Origin of the sequence: Methylobacterium sp. Leaf88, assembly GCF_001422795.1 — a bacterium.
GTDB lineage: Bacteria > Pseudomonadota > Alphaproteobacteria > Rhizobiales > Beijerinckiaceae > Methylobacterium.
This window is the reverse complement of record NZ_LMMK01000013.1, coordinates 69,016-87,962: the sequence shown is the minus strand read 5'-3', so window position 1 is coordinate 87,962 and position 18,947 is coordinate 69,016. Positions and strand designations below refer to the sequence as shown.

Genomic DNA, 18,947 nt, shown 5'->3' with positions numbered 1-18,947 from the left:
GAGCCCGGCCTCGCGCCGGGCGGGATCATGGCGGCCGAGCCCGGCCTCGCGCCGGGCGGGATCCGGGGGACCGCCCCGCGGCGCCAGCAGGCCGGCGGCGACGCCCGCCAGCGCCAGGATCGCGGGGGCGTAGGCGATCGAGCCGTTGGTGAGCGCGTCCGTCGACCGGCCGGTGAGCCCGTCGAGGGCGGGCTCCAGGCCGAGATTGACGGCCGCGAAGGCCAGGGTGGCGGCCAGCGCCGCCCCGGTCCCGAGGCCGAAGTAGCGCCGCATCGCCAGGAGGAAGTAGGCGTAGATGAAGAGCGCGATCGGGATGACGTCGGCCAGCAGCGCCCAGCGCACCGCCAGGGTGTGGAACAGGAACGAGCCGACGCCCACCACCGCCACCAGGGCGCTGAGCAGGAGGGCCGGCCTGTCGCCCGTGCGAGCGCGGCGCACGCGCGCCGCCGCCAGGGCGGCGGCGATCAGGAAGGCGCCGTTCGACAGGGCGTTGACCGGCTCCGCCCAGAAGCCGGGATCGCTGCGCTCGCAATAGGCGCAGATCGGCGTCAGCCAGTCCCCGTCCATCCGGACCTCCCCGTCATCGCCCGTCGCGCCTGCGGAGCGCAACGCCTCGACCCGAGCCTCGCCGTCGAAGCCTTGCCAGCCCGCGGCGAAGGCCCGATGACGGGCATCCACGCGCCCCAGCTCCCAGAGACTCCCTGCCCATGCGGATCGCCACCTGGAACGTCAATTCGATCAAGCAGCGCGTCGGTCACCTCGTCGGCTTCCTCGACGAGGCCAAGCCCGACGTGGTCTGCCTGCAGGAGCTGAAATGCCAGGACGAGGGCTTTCCCCGGGCAGAGATCGAGGCGGCGGGCTACGCCGTCGAGACCCTCGGACAGAAGGCCTATAACGGCGTCGCCCTGCTGGTGCGCGCGCCCCTGGCGATGTCCGAAATCCGCCGCGGCCTGCCCGGCGACGACACCGACGAGCAGGCCCGCTACATCGAGGCGCTGATCTCCGGCGAGGGCGTGCGGCCGGTCCGCGTCGCCTCGATCTACCTGCCCAACGGCAACCCGGTCGACAGCCCGAAATACCCCTACAAGCTCGGCTTCCTGGAGCGGCTGCGGCGCCATGCGCAGGGCCTGCGCGAGGCCGAGGAGGCGGTGGTGCTGGCTGGCGACTACAACGTGATTCCCGAGCCGGAGGATGCGGCCGACCCCGAGGCCTGGCGCGGGGACGCGCTGTTCCTGCCCCGGAGCCGGGCGGCGTTCCGGGCGCTCCTCGCCGAGGGCTATACCGATGCCCTGCGCGCCTGCGATCCGCGGGCCGGCCTCTACACCTTCTGGGACTATCAGGCGGGGGCCTGGAACCGGAACGCCGGCATCCGGATCGACCACCTCCTGCTCTCGCCGCAGGCCGCCGACCGGCTGACCTCGGCCTCGGTGCAGAAGCACCTGCGCGGCCTGGAAAAACCCTCCGACCACGTGCCCGTGACGGCGGATCTCACGGACGCGTGAGCGAACGATCCGGGCGCCCGGGGGTTGGGCTCCGGCAATTCCCCACCAGAATCCCCCCAACACGGAGCAACCCCCCGCGTGAAACTCTACGGAACCAGCTACTCGCCCTACGTCCGCAAGGTGCTCGTCGCCCTGGCCGAGAAGGGCCAGGAGGCGGAGCACATCCCGCTGTTCTTCCACGATAAGGACCCGGCCTTCCAGGCGGCGAGCCCGCTGGGCAAGATCCCGGCCTTCGACGATGACGGCTTCCTGCTGGCCGATTCCTCCGCGATCCTGACCTACCTGGAGGCGAAGTTCCCGAGCCCGGCATTGTACCCGTCCGAGGCCAAGGCCCGCGGCCGCGCGATCTGGTTCGACAAGTACGGCGACACCGAGATGTTCGACGTCATCATCGCCCCCTTCGCCAACCGGGTGGTGAAGCCGAAGATGCTCGGGCAGCCCGGCGACGAGGGCGCCGTCGCCAAGGCCCTCAACGAGGACCTCCCGAAGATCTACGATTACCTCGAGGGGCAGATCGACGGGCCCTACCTCGTCGGCGACGCCTTCAGCGTCGCGGACATCTCGGTGGCCACGGGCTTCCACAACCTGCACCTGGCCGGCGAATCCGTCGATGCCGGGCGCTGGCCCAAGCTCGCCGGCTACGTCGACGCCACCCTGGCGCGCCCGTCCTTCGTCACGGCGCTGGCGGCCCGGACGTCTCCGAACTGATCGCCCGAATTGGTCACCCGAAGCGGTGCGACCGTCGGCGTTCAGCGCCGGCGGCGCGCTGATCCGGTGACCTGGGCGGTGGTCTGGGAGGCCTGCGCCATCGCGGCGGCGCGGTCCTCCTCGCTGGCCGAGGCCCAGGCCTTCTCGTAGAGGGCGACGATCCAGTCGTCCTTGCGGCCCTGGGCGGCTTCCCGGGCCATCGAGAGCCACATCAGCCCGCGGGCGCGCTGGGCCGGCACGCCCTGGCCGTTGACGAGGAGCTGGCCGAGCAGGGCCTGGGCGGGGGCATGGCCCTTCTCGGCGGCGAGGTTGAACCAGCGCGCGGCCTGGCGCGCGTCGGTGTCGACGCCGGTGCCGTCGAGGTAGAGCCGGCCGAGATTGTACTGCGCGTTCGGGTCGCCGAAATACGAGGCGGCGTAGTTGAACATGTCGTAGGCGCGCTCGGGGTTCGGGCGCACGTAGGTGCCCTTGATCCCGTCGAGGAAGTAGGCGCCCAGGGCCGTGAAGGCGCTCGCGACCACGCCCGAGTTCTGGGCGTCCGGCCCCTCGTCGGTGGTGTCGTCGGCGATGCGCGAGAAGAACTCGAAGGCCTTGAGGTCGTCGTGGGGCACGCCGTCGCCCTCGGCGTACATGCGGCCGAGCTTCCACAGCGCCAGGGCATGACCCTGCTCGGCGGCGTATTCCAGGGCGCGGGCGGCCCCTTCCTTGTCGCCGGCATTGTAGTCGCGCACGCCCATGCGCAGGGCCTCGCGGGCGCTGCGGTAATTGCCGCTGGGCACCGGTGTCCGGGCGGTGGCGTCGAGGGCCGCCGCCGGCAGGGCGCCGAGAGCCCCCGGCAGGGCGCCGAGGGCCGCCGGCAGGGCGCCGAGGAGCACGAGCCCGACCGCCGCGGCGAGCCGCCGGCCCATCGGGGCGAGCGGCCGATCCCGGGCGGCCCGGACCGGCCGCGGGGCGCGGCCGAGGGCTGTCCTAGATGTCCGCATAGGTGTGCGTCTCCTCGGCGCCGCCCGGATGGGTCACCGCGCCGTTCACCGCCGGCCCGACGGTCTGCTGGTACTTCCACAGGTAGCCGGAGGTGGCCGAGTTGGTGCGCGGGCTCCAGGCGGCGCGACGCGTCGCGAACTCCGCGTCGGAGACCGCCACGTCGAGGGTGCCCTTGATGGCGTCGAGGGTGATGACGTCGCCGTCGCGGATCAGGCCGATCGGACCGCCGACGGCGGCCTCGGGCCCGACATGGCCGACGCAGAAGCCGCGGGTGGCGCCCGAGAAGCGCCCGTCGGTGATGAGCGCGACCTTGTCGCCCATGCCCTGGCCGTAGAGGGCCGCGGTGGTGGAGAGCATCTCGCGCATGCCGGGGCCGCCCTTCGGACCCTCGTAGCGGATGACGAGGACTTCGCCCTCCTTGTAGGTGCGCTTCTGGACGGCCTCGAAGCAGGCCTCCTCGCCGTCGAACACGCGGGCCGGGCCGGTGAAGACCTGCTTGTCCTCCGACATGCCGGCCACCTTCACGATGGCGCCCTCGGGGGCGAGGTTGCCGCGCAGGCCGACGACGCCGCCGGTGGGCGTCAGGGGGGTGGCGGCGGAGCGGACCACGTCCTGGTCCGGGTTCCAGTGAACCTTCTCCATGTTCTCGGCCATGGTGCGGCCGGTCACGGTCATGCAGTCGCCGTGCAGGAAGCCGTGGTCGAGCAGCGTCTTGAGCAGGAGCGGGATGCCGCCGACCTCGAACATGTCCTTGGCGACGTAGCGCCCGCCCGGCTTCAGGTCGGCGATGTAGGGCGTCCGCTTGAACACCTCGGCGACGTCGAACAGGTCGAACTTGATGCCGCACTCGTGGGCGATGGCCGGCAGGTGCAGGGCCGCGTTGGTGGAGCCGCCCGAGGCCGCGACGGCGGCCGCCGCGTTCTCCAGGCTCTTGCGGGTGACGATGTCGCGCGGGCGGATGTTCTTGGCGATGAGCTCCATCACCTTCTCGCCCGCGGTCATGCAGAATCTGTCGCGGATCTCGTAGGGCGCCGGGGCGCCGGCCGAGTAGGGCAGCGCCAGACCGATGGCCTCGGAGACGGTGGCCATGGTGTTGGCGGTGAACTGCGCGCCGCAGGCGCCGGCCGACGGGCAGGCGACCTGCTCCAGCTCGTCGAGGTCCTCGAGGGACATGTCGCCGACCGCGACCTTGCCCACGGCCTCGAACAGGTCCTGCACCGTCACCGGACGGCCCCGGAACGAGCCGGGCAGGATCGAGCCGCCATAGATGAAGATCGACGGCACGTTGAGGCGCACCATCGACATCATCATGCCGGGCAGGGACTTATCGCAGCCGGCGAGGCCCACGAGGGCGTCGTAGGCGTGGCCGCGCATGGTCAGCTCGACCGAGTCGGCGATGACCTCGCGGGAGGGCAGCGAGGCGCGCATGCCGGCATGGCCCATGGCGATGCCGTCCGTCACCGTGATGGTGCAGAACTCGCGCGGGGTGCCGTTGGCGGCCGAGACGCCCTTCTTCACCGCCTGCGCCTGGCGCATCAGCGAGATGTTGCAGGGGGCGGCCTCGTTCCAGCAGGAGGCGACGCCCACCAGCGGCTGGTGAATCTGCTCGCGGGTCAGGCCCATGGCATAGAGGTACGAGCGATGGGGCGCGCGCTCGGGCCCCTCCGTGACATGGCGGCTCGGAAGCTTCGACTTGTCGGTTTTGCTCGCGTCCATCGTGTGTCTCACCGCCCCGGCCTGATACGCATGTGTGGGTTCGGCGCGACCGCGAACAGATGGGTGCGTTCCGTGGGGACCCACGGCGCGCGGCCCACCGGACCGTTTCTCGGAAAGCGTCTGAACTCCGCGGTAAAGCGTTGGGGGAACTATCGTTTACCGCGCTTGCTGAGGTGGTCCCGGTTTATGGCGGGATCGCGGCGGCGAGAGGGGTCTCCCAAGGCAAAGTCGGGATGCTTTCGGGGTGTTGCGACCTCGCCACAGCCACGCTTTGGGGCGGGATTTCTTCCGGACAACCTGAGGCGACGGCGGGGTTCGTCCCGGGTCCCCGCGCGAAGGCTTTGCCAACCTCAGGCCGGCTCGGACCCGTCGCCCAACAGGGTCGGGCCCGGGGCGGCCGCGAGGGCGGGCCCGCTGTCGTCCTTGAGCGTCACGCCGGAGAGCCCCAGCGCGAAGGCCTGGGTCAGGAGCCAGTCGAGCTTGAACGCGGCCAACGCGTGCGAGAGCCCGGCCGGGCGCACGTTCGAGAGGCAGTTGCGCTCGGCATCCGAGCGCCCCACCCGCGGGGCGAAGGTGAGGTAGAGCCCGAGGCTGTCCGGCGAGGACAGGCCGGGCCGCTCGCCGATGATCACCACCACGGCGCGGGCCTGGAGCGCCGCGCCGATACCGTCGCCGAGGGCCACCCGCGCCTGCGTCGCCACCACGATGGGTGCGAGTTGCCAGCCGGCCCGCGCGATGTGGGGCTGGAAGGCGGCGAGGAGGCCCGCCGCCCCCTCGTGCACGGCCCGGGCCGAGAGGCCGTCGGCGACCACCAGGGCGAGGTCCACCGGGCCGTCGCTGCGGGCGGCGAGCGCCGCGGCGCCCTCCTCCGTCAGGGCGCGGCCGAGATCCGGCCGCCGCAGGTAGGTCGCCCGGTCCGGCGCGGAGGAGGTCACGCGGAGCGTCTCGAACCCGAGGGCCGCGAGGCCCGCGCTCACCGCCTCGGCGTCGAGGGGCGTGTGCACGGCGTCCCGGGCCTGGGCATGGGCGAGGCCGAAGCGCAGGACCTCCCGGGTCGGCAGGCCGGAGCCGGCCCGGCCGAGGCCGATGCGGGCGGGGGTGAGCCGGGCGAGGCGGGCCCAGGGGTCGGCCTCGGTGCTCATGCGGCCAGCCCGGGATCGGCGAGCCCCGGCGCGGCGGCGATCAGGCGGGCGCTCGGCCCCTCCGGCAGCAGGGCGCCCTCCGCGTCGGTGAGCCCGATCCGCTCCAGCCAGGCCTCGAATTCCGGGGCGCGCTTCAGGCCGAGCACCTCGCGCAGGTAGAGGGAATCGTGGAACGAGGTGGACTGGTAATTCAGCATCACGTCGTCGGCGCCGGGGATGCCCATGATGAAGGTGCAGCCGGCCGCCCCCAGCAGGGTCATCAGGGTGTCCATGTCGTTCTGGTCGGCCTCGGCGTGGTTGGTGTAGCAGACGTCGACGCCCAGCGGCACGCCCATGAGCTTGCCGCAGAAGTGGTCCTCCAGCCCGGCCCGGATGATCTCCTTGCCGTCGTAGAGGTATTCCGGCCCGATGAAGCCCACCACGGTGTTGACGAGGAGGGGCCGGAACGGCCGGGCCACCGCGTAGGCCCGGGCCTCCAGGGTCTGCTGGTCGATGCCGTGGTGCTGGTCCGCCGAGAGGGCCGAGCCCTGCCCGGTCTCGAAGTACATGCAGTTGTCGCCGACCGTGCCGCGCTTGAGGGCCAGCGCCGCCTCGTGCGCCTCCCGGAGGATCGGCAGGGTGACGCCGAAGCTGGCATTGGCCCCTTGCGTGCCCGCGATCGACTGGAACACGAGGTCGACCGGCAGGCCCCGGTTCATGGCCTCGATCGTGGTGGTGACGTGGGTGAGGATGCACCCTTGCGTCGGGATCTCCAGGCGCCGGATCAGGTCGTCGAAGAGGTGGAGCAGGCCGCTCAGGGTCGAGACGGAATCGGAGGCCGGGTTGAGGCCGATCACCGCGTCGCCGCAGCCGTAGGACAGGCCGTCGAGGATCGAGGCGGTGATGCCGGCGGCATCGTCGGTGGGGTGGTTGGGCTGCAGCCGCACGGCGAGGCGCCCCGGCAGCCCGATGGTGTTGCGAAAGCGCGTGACCACCCGGCACTTGCGCGCCACCAGGATCAGGTCCTGGTTGCGCATGATCTTGGAGACCGCCGCGGCGATCTCCGGCGTGATGCCGGGGGCGATCCGCGCCAGGGTCCCGGACGAGGCCGTCAGCAGGAACTCGCGAAAGTCGCCGACGGTGAGGTGGGCGATCTCGGCGAAGGCCCCCGCGTCGTGGGTGTCGAGGATGAGGCGCGTGACGTCGTCGGCTTCGTAGGGAATCAGGGGCCGGGCCAGGATCTCGCCGAGCGGCACCTCGGCGAGGCACCAGCGGGCCGCCACCGCCTCCTCGGCGGATTCCGCCGCCACGCCGGCGAGCCGGTCGCCCGAGCGCACCGGCGTCGCCTTGGCCATCAGGGCCGCGAGATCGGCGAAGACGTGGGTGCGGGGGCCGACGGTGTGACGATAGGCCATGGCGCGATGCCCTCCGTGAACCGTTCACATCGCACGCCTGCCCGGTTCGGCAAGGGCGCGGCGATCGCGGCGCGCTAGGATGATCGGGGCGCGCTCGCCCCGGGTCTCAGGCCGCGCCCGCGTGCGGGGCCGGCTCCTCGGTGGAGATCGCGTCGACCGTGCGCTGGGGCGGGCTGCCTTGCCCGTCCGCGCGCACGATGCGGATCTGCTGGTTGACCGGCTGCATATTGCCCCAGGGCGTCGAGAAGGCGATCTCGGCGGCGTCGCGCCCGACGCCGATGCGCACCAGGCCGTCGAGGTCGGCCTGGCGGGTCGCATCGAACAGCCACCAGCGCCCGTCGAGATAGGCCTCGAACACCGCGTGGAAGTCGCTCGGCACGAGGCCGTGGGCGTAGCAGCTGACGAAGCGGGCCGGGATGCCGAGCGCCCGGCAGAAGGCGGTGCCGATATGGGCGAAGTCGCGGCAGACCCCGGCCCGCTTGAGCAGGCTCTCGTCGGCGGTGGTCTCGCCGTCGCTGGTGCCGGGCTGGTAGGTCAGGTGGTCGTGGATCCAGTTGCAGATCGCGTTGACCCGCTGGTGGCCCTTCGGCAGGGCGCCGAACTCGGCCAGCGCGAAGGGGGTCAGCCGGTCGGACGAGACGAAGCGGCTCGGCAGCAGGAACGGCAGGATGTCGAGGGGCAGCTGGGAGATCGGCGTCTCGTTGACCGTCGCCGGGTCGGCCCGGTGCACGGTGAGCTCGACCTCGGCGCTGTATTCCAGGGCGAACTGCCCCACCGGCACGTTGACGCCGAGGTAGCGGTTCTGGAGGTCGGGCGTGATGTAGATGTCGCGCTTCAGGTTCGGCGACAGGATCAGGCTCTCGCTGAGGATCTCGACGCTACGCAGGCGCGCGACCTCGAGGTTGAAGATGAAGGTCGTGTCCGAGAGGATGTTGTAGGATAAGTTGCAGCCCAGTTGATAGCACACCATCCGCTCCTTGCTGACAGGTCTCGCATGCATGTCGTGGCGGTCGGCATAGCAAGGATCGCGCCTCCGGGCGCGGTGTCGCGCACCGGACTTCAGCCCCGGCGCGGCACCAGGATCACCGTGAGCGAGCGCACGCCCTGCGCGCCGTGGATCAGCACGCCCTCGATGTCGGCGGTGGCCGAGGGGCCGGTGTGGAGCACGGCGTAATCGGCGTGGGCGAAGTCCGGGCGGCGGTAGGCCGCCTGGATGTTCACCAGGATGTCGGCCGGGTCGAGGAGCACCACCAGGTGCTGGGCGAGGTAGGCGACGGCGTTCACCTGCAGTTCGGCCTGCGTGAACAGCACCGAGCCGGTCTCGGCGACCCCGAACACCGCCCGCACGACGGCGACGTCGACGTCGGCGAGGTCCTGCGGCCGGGCCACGGCGCCAAGATCGCGGTTGCCCGCGATCTCCGGCACGGCCGAGGCGATGACCGACGCGCCGGCCAGGCGCTCGCGCACGCTGGCGAAGGGGTCGCCGCCGGGGTCGGCCTCGGCGAGCCGGCCGCCCATGCGCTTCAGGCGCTCGCCGAACTCGGCCACGTGGTCGTCGCCGACCAGCGGCGCGAAGAGCGGCACCTCCGGCAGGGGGTAATCGCCCGCCGGGCGGTTCTGGCGGATGCGCGCCAGGGTGGTTTCGCGGACGCTCATGTCGCACTCTTCGTCGTGTCGCCGGTCTTGGTCGTGTCGCGGGTCTTCGTCGTGTCGCCGGTCTTCCTGCCCCCCGCCTGGCCCATGCGGTTCTGCTTGTACCAGGCGTGGAAGGTCTGGCGCGGGGCCTCGGGCATCTCGCGGCCCTTCCCCCAGGTGTTGAGCGGGTTGTAGACGGCGAAGCGCGGCAGCACCTTGAGGGCGGAATCGGCGGCGCCGATGGCCGCCCGGTAGGTGGCCGGGCGGCTCAGGACCTGGCCCGCCGCCTTCATCATGCCCTGCTTCAGGAGCGGGATCTGGTGCTCCTCGGCCAAGACCTTCCGCCACGCGAAGATCTGCTCGTGGATGTTGATCTTCACCGGGCAGACATTGGTGCAGGAGCCGTTCATCGTCGAGGAGAACGGCAGGGTCGAGTATTTCCGCTTGTTGAAGGTCGGGTCGATGATCAGCCCGATCGGGCCCGAATAGGTGGCGCCGTAGGACAGGCCCCCCGAGCGCCGGTAGACCGGGCAGGTGTTCATGCAGGCGCCGCAGCGGATGCATTTCAGGGACGTCCAGAACTCCTCCATGCCGAGGCGCTCGGAGCGGCCGTTGTCGACCAGCACCATGTGCATCTCGGTGCCCGCGCGGGGCGCGCGGAAGTGCGAGGTGTACTGGGTGATCGGCGAGCCCAGCGCCGAGCGCGAGAGCAGGCGCAGGAACACGCCGAGATGCTCGATGCGCGGGATCAGCTTCTCGATGCCGATGGAGTGGATCTGGAGCTTCGGCACGTTGCCCGAGAGATCGGCATTGCCCTCGTTGGTGCAGGTCACCACCGTGCCGGTCTCGGCGATGGCGAAGTTGCAGCCGGTGAGCCCCGCATCCGCCTCCAGGATCAGCGGGCGCGTGTGCATGCGCTGGCTCTCGGCGAGGTAGTGGGCGTCGTCGTTCTCGGGGTCGGTTCCCATGGTGCGGGAGAAGACCTCGGCCACGTCGAAGCGGGTCTTGTGCACGGCCGGCACCACCACGTGGCTCGGCTCCTCGTTGTCGAGCTGCTGGATGCGCTCGCCGAGATCGGTCTCGATCACCTCGATGCCGGTGCCGGCCATGTAGTGCCGGAAGCCGCATTCCTCGGTGAGCATCGACTTCGACTTGATCAGCGACTTGGCGCCGTGATCCTTGAGGATGCCGTGCACGATGCGGTTGTGCTCGGCCCCGTCGGCGGCCCAGTGCACGTGCACGCCGTTGGCCTTCGCCTGGGCCTCGAACTGCTCGAGGTAGCGGTCGAGGTTCGCCAGGGTGTGCGTTTTGATCTGGGAGGCGAGCTCGCGCAGCTCCTCCCATTCGGGGATGCCGAAGGCGGCGGTGTCGCGCTTGGAGCGCAGGTCCCAGAGCCGGGCGTCGTGCGCCTTCTGGTGCAGCGGCGCGGCGAGGAAGCGCTCGGCGGCCTCGGCCTGGTCGATGGGCCGGTCGCCGCGGATCTTGGCGCCGCGCGGCTGCTGCTCGCGGGGCGCCTTCGGGGAGATGGCCTCGGCCGAGATCGGCCGCGAGGCGCCCTCCGCGTGCTGCAGGCGCCGGCCGTCCTGGCCCCGCTCGCTCTCGTCGTTCGCGGCCAGCACCTCGGGATGGATCACGCCGTCGCGGTGGGCATCGTCGCGGGGTCGAAGGTTTTCGCGGGGACGGAGTTCGTCGGAGGCGCTCATGCGGTCGCTCCATTCAGGATGCGGGCGATGTGGATGTACTTGAGCGGCACGCCGAGCCGCTCGGCGCAGCCCTTCTGGTGCATCAGGCAGGAGGAATCGGCCGAGACGACGTAGGCGGCCCCGGCCTGGGCGTGGTCCGCGACCTTGTCGTAGCCCATCTTGGCCGAGACGGCGGGCTCGAACACCGAGAAGGTGCCGCCGAAGCCGCAGCACTCGTCGGGCCGCGCGGGGGCCACGATCTCGATGCCCTTGACCTTCTTCAGGAGATCCAGGGGCTTGGAGAAGAACGGCGCGTTCAGCTCGGACGGGCGGGCGTGGTGGATGCCCCGGAGCGCGTTGCAGTTGCCGTGGTAGCCGACCTTGTGGGGGAACTCGGCCCAGGGGAATTCATCGACCTTGAGGATGTCGTGCAGGAACTCGACCAGCTCGAAGGTCTTGGCCCGCACCGCCTTGACCTCCTCGGTCTGCGGGATCGCCGTGAGGTGCTCGCGCACCTGGTGCACGCAGGAGCCGGACGGGGCCACCACGTAGTCGAACGGGGCGAAGTTCTTCACGAACAGGGCCTCGGTGGCGGCGGCCTCGGCGTGGCAGCCGGTGTTGGTCATCGGCTGGCCGCAGCAGGTCTGGTCGAAGGGGTAGTCCACGTCGAGCCCGAAGCGCTCCAGCAGCTCCAGGGTGGCCACCCCCACCTCCGGCTCGAAGGCGTCGACGTAGCACGGCACGAACAGTCCGATGCGCATGGCGTTCCCTGGTCCCGCGCCCGCCGGTACACCCCGCCGGCCGCCTTTGGAAATGTTCTACTCTGGGGCCGGGTTTAGAGCATCGGACCGGAAAGGGGAAACCGGTTTCTCGGGCGCGGGGGCCGTGGGCCGGCGCCCCGGCACGCATCCCGGCGGGTGGCGCACGCATCGGTCTCGGCGGGTTCACGTCTCGCGCCTTCGCGGCGCCTTTTCGCGCCCGCGCGGACGATGGCGTGCCGTCCGACCCGACCCCGACCCGTACCACGCGCCCGCGGACCGGGACGACCTCGCCGGCATCCGGCAGGGCGAGGGGTCGGGCGCTGCGCGGACGGTTCGTCCCTCGGGCGAGTCCGGGGGGGCTCCGGGTCTCGCGCGGGGCTCCGGGTCTCGCGGCGGGCTCCGGGTCTCGCGCCGGGCTTGGGATCTCACGCGCGCGGCGCGGACTCCCGGTGCCCCAGGCCGCCCGGCCGCGGGGCCGTCGACGGACCGGGGCGCGTCGGGGCCCCGCCGGGGTGGAGCACCCGGAGGGCGACGCAGGCGAGCACGGCTAGGGCCAGCCCGAGCCCGAGGGGCACCCCCGTCAGGTCGGCGACGAGGCGCGGCAGGGCGAACAGGGGCGTCGCGCACAGGAGGGCCCGCTCCGGCCAGCGCAGGCCGCCGGCGTCCCGGGCCGCCAGGACGAGGAACAAGGTCGCGGGCACCAGGGGCGCGAGGTCGTAGACCGGCAGGTAGGGCGAGAGCAGCGGCACCGCGGCGAGGAGAGCGGCGGCGCGCAGCGGCGCGGGCGTCGGCCCACGCCAGCTGCGCAGCGCCAGCGCCAGCGCCGCCAGGGCGACGAGGCCCTGGAAGGCCCAGGCGGCGGCCATCGTGCCGCCCGCGAGCCGCACCGCGCCGAAAGCGCTGGCGTTGACGTCGAGGCCCGCCCCGGCGTCCCGGAGGATGATCTGGTTGGTGGTGCCGAGAGTCTGGAGGAAGCCGATCCAGGGCGCCGGGCCGAACGCCGCCAGGGCGGCGGCGGCGAGGGCGAGCATGGTGGCGAGGCAGGCGCCCAGGCAGGCCCGACGGCCGGTGGCCAGGAGCAGGAGCGGCGCCAGCACCGCGAAGTGCGGCTTGTAGCAGAGCAGCCCGAAGCACAGCCCCGCGAGCCAGGGGCGCCGGTCCACCAGGGTCGCGCCCAGGGTCAGGAGCGCGGCGGTGAACAGGGCGTTCTGGCCATAGACGAGCGTGCAGAAGACGAGCGGATGCGCGAGCGCGATCCCGGCCCCGTCGCGGCACCCGGCCGCGAGTCCCATCGCGAGGGCGAACAGGCCGACGGACAGCGCGGTCCAGAGCCAGAAGGCGGCCTGCGGCTCCCACACCGCCAGGGCGGCGGCCGGCAGCAGGAACACCGGCGGGTAGTGCCAGGCGAAGCGGCAATCCGGCCCGAACGCCGCCTTCAGGTTCGCGAGGTGCACCGGCAGGTCGTAGGGCTCGCCGGCGCGGCCCTCCAGCGCGGCCCGGCCCGCGACCCAGATCTGGCTGAAATCCACGCCGAGCACGTCGCCCCGCCAGTTCCGCCGCGGCTCGGGGCCGGTGCCGTACAGCACCGCCACCACTCCGAGGGTCAGGGGCACGAGGATCCAGGCGGCGCGCCGGGCAAAGGCCAGGAGGCGCGCATCGGAGCCCACCAGGTCCGCGAACGCGGCGCGCCAGGCGCCGCGCGGCGCAGGCGCGGTTGCGTGCCGTCCCGTCATGGCCATTCCGATCACACGCACCAGGAACGCTCCGGGGCACGGGCGGCCGCGACGACGGTCCCGACCCGGGCGGCCGGAGGCTGTGTCCGCCCGGCTTCAGTAAGGCCGAAAGCGCTTAACAAACCGCGTCTGGCCCGGGTGGATGCGGTCCGGCCGGCGCCCCAGCGGGCCGCCAGGGTTCCATCGGTCAGGTGGACCGTTGCGACGCCGAGCCCGGTGGCGAGGCCGGTGGGCAGGGCGCCCGCGAGGGTGCGCCGGATGCAGAGAAGGCTCGTCGGGCCGATGGGCGCGGCGATGGACAGACCCCGGCTCGCGCCGGCCGGCAGGGCCGTGGCGATGACGCTCACGGCGCCCGCCACGGGCGCCTCGTCGACCTCCGTGCGGTCGCGGACGACGAATCCCGCCCGTGGCGCGACCGTCGCGAGGGTCGCCTCCGGGGAGCCGATCGGCCCGCGCTTCAGGGCCGAGGAAGCCTGGGCTCAGGCGAGATCGGGCCCGTCGTTCCGTTCGTCGGCCCGCGTCGCGGTGCAGGACAGGACGACGACGGCGCTGGCGCAGAAGGTCCTGATGGCGGGATCCTCCGAAACGCGGACAGTCTCGGCAGGTCCGGAAGGCACGGCCGCGGCCGTTCCGGTCGCTGCCGGCTCCGGCCGGTGCCCCGGCCCAGTCGAAAAAGCACCGTCTCGCCAGGGGTTTGCCGCGTACCGCGCGACCGGCCGGGGACCGCCCGCCGCACCGTCCTCCGCGGGCGGAGGGACCTGCCGCCGGCCCCGCGCCCAGCTCGGGCCGGCGACATCCCCCATTCGGAGGATACCGCCGCCGGTTTTGGACTGATATTGGTCTTATCAAGATCAGACACATCATCAGTGGGGCGGGCCGATGCGGGAAACTCTGATCGACCGGATCTATGAAGCGGCCGGCACGCCCGAATTCTGGCCGGACGTTCTCCAATGCTTCGGAGAGACGGCGCATTCGGATGGCGGCGTGCTCATGGTCCTGCCGCCCACGGGCACGCCGCGCTGGATCGCCTCCCCGTCCCTCGAGCGCCGCCTGCGGCATCACACCGACGCCGCGTCCTGGCGGGGCAGCGGGCGCACGGCGCAGTGGCGCGCCCTCGCCCAGGGGAGCTTCGTCCGCGACGTCGACCTGCTGCCGGGTTCCTATGACGGCCGGTCCTCCCGGGTCGACGAACCGTTCTGGCAGGTGGGGACGACGATCCCCCTCCCCACCGGCGACGTGGCGATCGTCACGGCCGAGCGCCGGGCCGAGGCCGGTCCGCACGAGGCCGGCCTCCTGCCGCGCCTCGATGCCCTGCGGCCGCATCTCGTCCGCGCCTGCCGGCTCGGGGCGCGATTCGGCTCCGGGCGCGCCCGCACCACCACCACGGCCCTCAACCGGATCGGGCTGCCGGCCGCGATCCTGTCAGCCTCGGGGCGGGTCCTGGCCATGAATGCCCGCCTGGAGGAGCAGGACGAGATCCTGCCCTCGGGCCAGCATGGCGGCCTCCTGTTCAAGAGCCTGGCCAACAGCAAGCTCCTGCAGGACGCGGTCGCCGACGTGGTCGCCGGCCGGCGCGCGGCCCAGACCATGCCGGTGCGCGGCTACGCCGACCGCCGCGCCCACATCGCCCACATCCTGCGCTTCGACCGGCACCCCGGCGACGTCTTCGACGCCTCGGCGGTGCTCCTCATCCTGGTGCAGGTCGGTGCCCGGGCGGCGCCGGATGACGGCCTCCTCCACCTGCTGTTCGACCTGACCCCGGCGGAGGCGCGCCTGCTCCAGGCCCTGGCCGGGGGCCTGCGCCTGCAGAGCTATGCCGAGAGCGTCGGCGTCCAGACCAGCACGGTGCGGACCCAGCTCACCTCGATCTTCAACAAGACGGGCACCAAGCGGCAGGCGGAACTCCTGAGCATCGTGGCCTCGCTCTCGATGTTCAGCGGGCCGTCGGCCCCGTGCTGAGGCCCGCGTCGCCGGAGGCGGCGTCCGGCCCGGCCCCGTCCAGGAAGGCCTCCAGCGCGGCGGCGGTGGGGAAGGCGTCGAAGGCCCCGAACTGCGCGGTGGCCAGCGCCCCGCAGGCCGCCGCCCGCCGCAGGGCCGCGCCGAGGGGCGCCTTCGCCAGCAGGGCCGCCATCAGGCCGGCCGCGAAGGCATCGCCCGCCCCGACCGTATCGACGGCCGCCACCGGGAAGGCCGGCTGGCGCAGGGGCGGCAGGCCGGGGCGGAACGCGACCGCGCCGCGCTCCCCCAGGGTGACCACGAGGTGGTCGAGGCCCCCGTCGAGGAGGGCGGCGATGGCGGGCGTCGGGCGCCGCGTCTCGGCCAGGGCCTCGGCCGGGCCGAGGCCGAGCGCGGTCGCCTCGATCCCGTTGACGACGAGGATCGTGGTGTCGGCCAGGATCGCGGGGTCGAGGCGGCGCATCGGCGACGGGTTGAGCAGGGTGGGCAGGCCCGCTGCCCGGGCCAGGGCGAAGGCCTCGCGGATGGGGGCATCCGGGGATTCGAAGGTCGCCGCCACGAGGTCGGCGGCCGCGACGCGGTCGGCCGCGGCCCGGACATCCGCCGCCGTCAGGGCGAGGTTGGCCCCGAGGCAGACCGCGAGGCAGTTCTCGCCCGCCGGATCGACGAAGGCGACGCCGGCGCCGGTCGAGCCCGCATGCGGCACCAGCATGGTCTCGGGAAAGCCCACCTGCGCGAAGGTCGAGCGGACCACCGGGGAGAACACGTCCGCGCCGACGGCGAAGAGCCCGTCCACCCCGACGCCGAGCCGGTGCGCGGCCAGCGCAAGGTTGAAGCCCTTGCCGCCGGGCTCCGCGCGGAAGGCCGAGCCCCCGAGGGATTCGCCCGCCTGCGGCAGCCGCGGGACCTTGACCGAGCAGGCGATCACGAAGCTGCCGATGACGAAGACCCGCATGGAGCACCCCGGCCCGATCCGATATAAGTATTCGTACCGGAGGTCGGACGGACGTGCGCCCCAGAAATCGGACGATACACGGCGATGTCGCGCCGGATCCGGCGGCCGGTGATCGCCCCTCGGTGCTGTCCCTCCTGCGGCTGCGCGCGGACACCGCCATGCCGCTCTACCGGCAGATCGAGGGCCAGCTGCGCGAGCTGATCCTGTCGGGCTCGCTGCCGCCGGGCGTCATCCTGCCGGCCGAGCGTCAGCTGGCCGACAGCCTCGGCGTCAGCCGCGTCACGGTCCAGCGCGCCTATGCCGAGCTCAGCGACGAGGAGCTCCTCGTTCCCCGCGGACGCTCCGGCTTCCTCGTGCGCCACCGCCCCGAGCCGGTGCGCCCGGGCATGGACCGCCTCAAGGGCTTCACCGAGGAGATGCGGGAGCTGGGCAAGATCCCCTCCTCCCGCATCCTGGAGCGGGTGGTCGCCGAGGACCGCTCGATCGCCTCGATCTTCGGCCTGCCCTCCACGGCCCCGTTCCTGCGGCTGACCCGCGTGCGCTCCGGCGACGGCGTGCCGATGTCCCGGGAGGTGGCCTGGTACAACATCCGGGCCGTGCCCAGCCTGGAGACCGGCGACCTCTCCGGCTCGGTCTACGCCTTCCTGGCCGAGCACCCGGGCGGCCGCCTCGTGCGTTGCGAGCAGACCGTGGAGGCGACGATGCCGAATGCGGCCGAATGCGAGATCTTCGCCTTCGCCCAGCCCCTCCCCTGCCTGCTGATCAAGCGCCACAGCTACAACCGCGACGCCGTCATGATCGAGTATGTCGAGGGCCTGTTCCGCGGCGACGCCTACCGCTACCGCCTGAACCTGAGCACCTGATCCGGGCTCCGCTCGATCGAGGCGGTGCCCGGATCGGCAAGCCCGCGCGGCCCTTGAGCGAAGCCCAGATCCGGTCTCCCGAGGGGATCGAACGGATGGGCCGGGTCCCCCCTCCGCTTGGTTCCTGCGGCGCCCCTCACCCCAACCCTCCCGCACACGGGAGGGGAGCCGTTCCGCACGTGCCAACCGAAGCGATCAACCGGACGCGGTCGGCGGCGCGGCCGAAGGGCCGTGCGCCGCGTCCGCAGCCTCGGACGCCTGTCCGCCAGAATTCGCGCGAAGCATCTAATCATTTTTCGTTATTCAAAGAACCAAAGGTTTGATTTTACTCGTTGTCCCGCTGCGGTACGTAAAATTGAACGAAAAAACGGCAGCGTTATCGTCTAGTGGCGAACGGTTGTTCTGGCGTCCTGATCTTTACTGACGCTCGTCTGGCTTCTCCGGAGCGCGCATCGGACCCTGTCCGCGTCGATAGATAAGCTGTGGTCGTCGTTGTTCGTATTTTTCTGTCGTAGGGAGACAGGGACGCCATGTATACGATTGACGGTAATCTCGGGGAATGGGCGCCTTCCGACCGTCTGAATCCCATCGACGGCGGGCCGATGGATTACGGCCTCTACGGGCACATCGAGGGCGGCGTGGCGACCTTCGCCATCACGGCACCCGCCGGGACCGCCATCGGAACCTTCACCACGATCTGGCTCGACACCGATGCCAACACGGCGACCGGATACCAGATCTTTGACCTCTACGGCGGCTACGACTTCAACATCAACATCGCGCCGGACGGGCAACCGTATCTCTATACGGGCGTCGACGGGGGGACACTCGTCTCGGTCACGCCCCTCACCCACGCCTACAACGCCGATCGCTCGGTGCTGGAACTCAGCCTCCCGACGGCCCAGATCGGCGGGCCGACCAGCCTGAACGTTTTCGCGGACGTCAACAACGCGGTCTTCATTCCGGGCGATTACGCGGCCGGCCCCTACACGATCGCTGAGACCAATCAGCCCGGAGACCTGACGCTGTCCGGGCTGACCGACGGCAATGCGTCCGAAGGCACGCCCATCGTGGCGACCCTCACCGATGCCGATGGCCTCGTGCCCGGTGGGCCGGCGCTCTACACCTTCCTGGATATCGTCGCGAATCAGGTGCTGCAGGCCACCGATTCCAACAGCTACACGCCGACCTACGGCGACAGCGGCAAGATCATCGCCGTCACGGTCACCTACACCGACGCCCTGGGGCACGCCGACTCGGCCTCGGCCTCGGCCGGCAGCGTCACGGACGTGGACCGCGCCGGCAGCGTCCTCCTGTCGGGCTCGGTGGCGGAAGGCCAGACCATCAGCGCCAGCCTGTCGGACCCCGACGGGCTCCCGGCACCGGGGGGCGTGACTTACGCCTTCCAACTCGACGGCAGCACGGTCGAGACCAACAGTTCCGGCCAGTACACCCTGGGCTATGGCGATGCCGGCAAGGGGCTCTCGGTGGTCGCCACCTACACCGATGGGCAGGGACATGCCGGCATCGTCTCGGCTGTCGGCGGCACCGTCACGGACGTGGACCGCGCCGGCAGCGTAATCCTCTCGGGCGCGGTGACGGAAGGCCAGACCATCAGCGCCAGCCTGTCGGATCCCGACGGGCTCCCGGCACCGGGGGGCGTGACTTACGCCTTCCAACTCGACGGCAGCACGGTGGAGACCAACACCTCCGGCGCGTACACGCTCGGCTACGCCGATGCCGGCAAGGTGCTTTCGGTGGTGGCGAGCTACACGGATGCGCAAGGGCACGCCGCCATCGCCTCCGCCGTGGGCGGCAGCGTGGCGGACGTGGATCGCGCCGGCAGCGTCCTCCTGTCGGGCTCGGTGACGGAAGGCCAGACCGTCAGCGCCAGCCTGTCGGATCCCGACGGGGTC

General features: G+C 71.8%; 17 protein-coding genes. 5 read left to right on the top strand and 12 right to left on the bottom strand.

The annotated features are described in order from the left end of the window. Positions 1 to 567 (bottom strand): ceramidase domain-containing protein (locus ASF20_RS10565; RefSeq protein WP_244476391.1); only part of this gene is annotated, 567 nt, incomplete at its 3' end. A gap of 140 nt (positions 568 to 707) precedes the next feature. Between ASF20_RS10565 and xth the strand changes: the two genes are divergently transcribed. Beyond that, positions 708 to 1,502, top strand: coding sequence for an exodeoxyribonuclease III (gene xth / locus ASF20_RS10560; RefSeq protein ID WP_056273935.1), 795 nt, complete (start codon positions 708 to 710; stop codon positions 1,500 to 1,502). A 78-nt stretch (positions 1,503 to 1,580) separates the two neighbouring features. Beyond that, positions 1,581 to 2,210 carry a glutathione S-transferase family protein gene (locus tag ASF20_RS10555; RefSeq protein ID WP_056221677.1) on the top strand — a complete coding sequence of 210 codons (630 nt, stop codon included), beginning with the start codon at positions 1,581 to 1,583 and terminating at the stop codon, positions 2,208 to 2,210. A gap of 41 nt (positions 2,211 to 2,251) precedes the next feature. Here the strand turns inward: ASF20_RS10555 and ASF20_RS10550 are convergent, their stop codons facing one another. The 10 genes from ASF20_RS10550 to ASF20_RS24610 all read right to left on the bottom strand — a co-directional run bounded on the left by ASF20_RS10550 (position 2,252) and on the right by ASF20_RS24610 (position 13,616). Further along, positions 2,252 to 3,118 carry a tetratricopeptide repeat protein gene (locus tag ASF20_RS10550; RefSeq protein WP_082501283.1) on the bottom strand — a complete coding sequence of 289 codons (867 nt, stop codon included), beginning with the start codon at positions 3,116 to 3,118 and terminating at the stop codon, positions 2,252 to 2,254. Positions 3,119 to 3,179: 61 nt separating this feature from the next. After that, a complete protein-coding gene (gene ilvD, locus ASF20_RS10545; protein ID WP_056221671.1) occupies positions 3,180 to 4,910 on the bottom strand; it encodes a dihydroxy-acid dehydratase in 1,731 nt (576 codons plus the stop codon). A 350-nt stretch (positions 4,911 to 5,260) separates the two neighbouring features. Next, positions 5,261 to 6,052 (bottom strand): ethanolamine ammonia-lyase subunit EutC, encoded by a 792-nt coding sequence (gene eutC, locus ASF20_RS10540; RefSeq protein ID WP_056273933.1) that lies wholly within the window; start codon positions 6,050 to 6,052, stop codon positions 5,261 to 5,263. Then, positions 6,049 to 7,446, bottom strand: coding sequence for an ethanolamine ammonia-lyase subunit EutB (locus ASF20_RS10535; protein ID WP_056273930.1), 1,398 nt, complete (start codon positions 7,444 to 7,446; stop codon positions 6,049 to 6,051). The genes eutC and ASF20_RS10535 overlap by 4 nt, the downstream gene beginning before the upstream one ends. A 106-nt stretch (positions 7,447 to 7,552) precedes the next feature. Next, positions 7,553 to 8,413 (bottom strand): transglutaminase family protein, encoded by an 861-nt coding sequence (locus ASF20_RS10530; protein ID WP_056273997.1) that lies wholly within the window; start codon positions 8,411 to 8,413, stop codon positions 7,553 to 7,555. Between the two features lie 92 nt (positions 8,414 to 8,505). After that, positions 8,506 to 9,102, bottom strand: a complete 597-nt coding sequence (locus ASF20_RS10525) for an LUD domain-containing protein (protein WP_056273929.1) — start codon at positions 9,100 to 9,102, stop codon at positions 8,506 to 8,508. Next, complete coding sequence (locus tag ASF20_RS10520) at positions 9,099 to 10,784, bottom strand: lactate utilization protein B (protein WP_056273926.1); 1,686 nt, start codon at positions 10,782 to 10,784, stop codon at positions 9,099 to 9,101. The genes ASF20_RS10525 and ASF20_RS10520 overlap by 4 nt, the downstream gene beginning before the upstream one ends. Further along, complete coding sequence (locus ASF20_RS10515) at positions 10,781 to 11,524, bottom strand: (Fe-S)-binding protein (RefSeq protein WP_056221646.1); 744 nt, start codon at positions 11,522 to 11,524, stop codon at positions 10,781 to 10,783. Before ASF20_RS10515 ends, ASF20_RS10520 begins: the two co-directional genes overlap by 4 nt. Positions 11,525 to 11,949: 425 nt before the next feature. Beyond that, on the bottom strand, positions 11,950 to 13,257 hold the full coding sequence (locus tag ASF20_RS10510; protein ID WP_244476390.1) for a glycosyltransferase family 87 protein: 1,308 nt from the start codon (positions 13,255 to 13,257) through the stop codon (positions 11,950 to 11,952). A gap of 11 nt (positions 13,258 to 13,268) precedes the next feature. Then, positions 13,269 to 13,616, bottom strand: a complete 348-nt coding sequence (locus ASF20_RS24610) for a hypothetical protein (protein ID WP_056273924.1) — start codon at positions 13,614 to 13,616, stop codon at positions 13,269 to 13,271. A gap of 520 nt (positions 13,617 to 14,136) precedes the next feature. Between ASF20_RS24610 and ASF20_RS10500 the strand changes: the two genes are divergently transcribed. Next, on the top strand, positions 14,137 to 15,216 hold the full coding sequence (locus tag ASF20_RS10500; RefSeq protein WP_056273921.1) for a transcriptional regulator: 1,080 nt from the start codon (positions 14,137 to 14,139) through the stop codon (positions 15,214 to 15,216). Here the strand turns inward: ASF20_RS10500 and ASF20_RS10495 are convergent. Next, the gene (locus ASF20_RS10495) at positions 15,191 to 16,168 is read right to left on the bottom strand and encodes a PfkB family carbohydrate kinase (RefSeq protein ID WP_056273917.1); all 978 of its coding nucleotides are present in this window, start codon (positions 16,166 to 16,168) and stop codon (positions 15,191 to 15,193) included. The genes ASF20_RS10500 and ASF20_RS10495 overlap by 26 nt on opposite strands. 158 nt (positions 16,169 to 16,326) lie before the next feature. Here ASF20_RS10495 and ASF20_RS10490 point away from each other — a divergent pair, with 158 nt between their 5' ends. Together ASF20_RS10490 and ASF20_RS24435 are read left to right on the top strand one after the other, a co-directional pair. After that, complete coding sequence (locus ASF20_RS10490) at positions 16,327 to 17,031, top strand: GntR family transcriptional regulator (protein WP_244472601.1); 705 nt, start codon at positions 16,327 to 16,329, stop codon at positions 17,029 to 17,031. Between the two features lie 530 nt (positions 17,032 to 17,561). Continuing rightward, the coding region (locus ASF20_RS24435) for a hypothetical protein (protein WP_200927215.1) at positions 17,562 to 18,947 on the top strand (1,386 nt) is incomplete at its 3' end.

What these genes read in the sequence shown, in the direction of transcription:
- xth (WP_056273935.1), top strand. Translation starts at nt 708, where the DNA reads ATGCGGATCGCCACCTGGAACGTCAATTCGATCAAGCAGCGCGTCGGT.
- ASF20_RS10550 (WP_082501283.1), bottom strand. Translation starts at nt 3,118, where the DNA reads ATGGGCCGGCGGCTCGCCGCGGCGGTCGGGCTCGTGCTCCTCGGCGCC.
- ilvD (WP_056221671.1), bottom strand. Translation starts at nt 4,910, where the DNA reads ATGGACGCGAGCAAAACCGACAAGTCGAAGCTTCCGAGCCGCCATGTC.
- eutC (WP_056273933.1), bottom strand. Translation starts at nt 6,052, where the DNA reads ATGAGCACCGAGGCCGACCCCTGGGCCCGCCTCGCCCGGCTCACCCCC.
- ASF20_RS10535 (WP_056273930.1), bottom strand. Translation starts at nt 7,446, where the DNA reads ATGGCCTATCGTCACACCGTCGGCCCCCGCACCCACGTCTTCGCCGAT.
- ASF20_RS10525 (WP_056273929.1), bottom strand. Translation starts at nt 9,102, where the DNA reads ATGAGCGTCCGCGAAACCACCCTGGCGCGCATCCGCCAGAACCGCCCG.
- ASF20_RS10520 (WP_056273926.1), bottom strand. Translation starts at nt 10,784, where the DNA reads ATGAGCGCCTCCGACGAACTCCGTCCCCGCGAAAACCTTCGACCCCGC.
- ASF20_RS10515 (WP_056221646.1), bottom strand. Translation starts at nt 11,524, where the DNA reads ATGCGCATCGGACTGTTCGTGCCGTGCTACGTCGACGCCTTCGAGCCG.
- ASF20_RS10510 (WP_244476390.1), bottom strand. Translation starts at nt 13,257, where the DNA reads ATGACGGGACGGCACGCAACCGCGCCTGCGCCGCGCGGCGCCTGGCGC.
- ASF20_RS10500 (WP_056273921.1), top strand. Translation starts at nt 14,137, where the DNA reads ATGCGGGAAACTCTGATCGACCGGATCTATGAAGCGGCCGGCACGCCC.
- ASF20_RS10495 (WP_056273917.1), bottom strand. Translation starts at nt 16,168, where the DNA reads ATGCGGGTCTTCGTCATCGGCAGCTTCGTGATCGCCTGCTCGGTCAAG.
- ASF20_RS10490 (WP_244472601.1), top strand. Translation starts at nt 16,327, where the DNA reads ATGCCGCTCTACCGGCAGATCGAGGGCCAGCTGCGCGAGCTGATCCTG.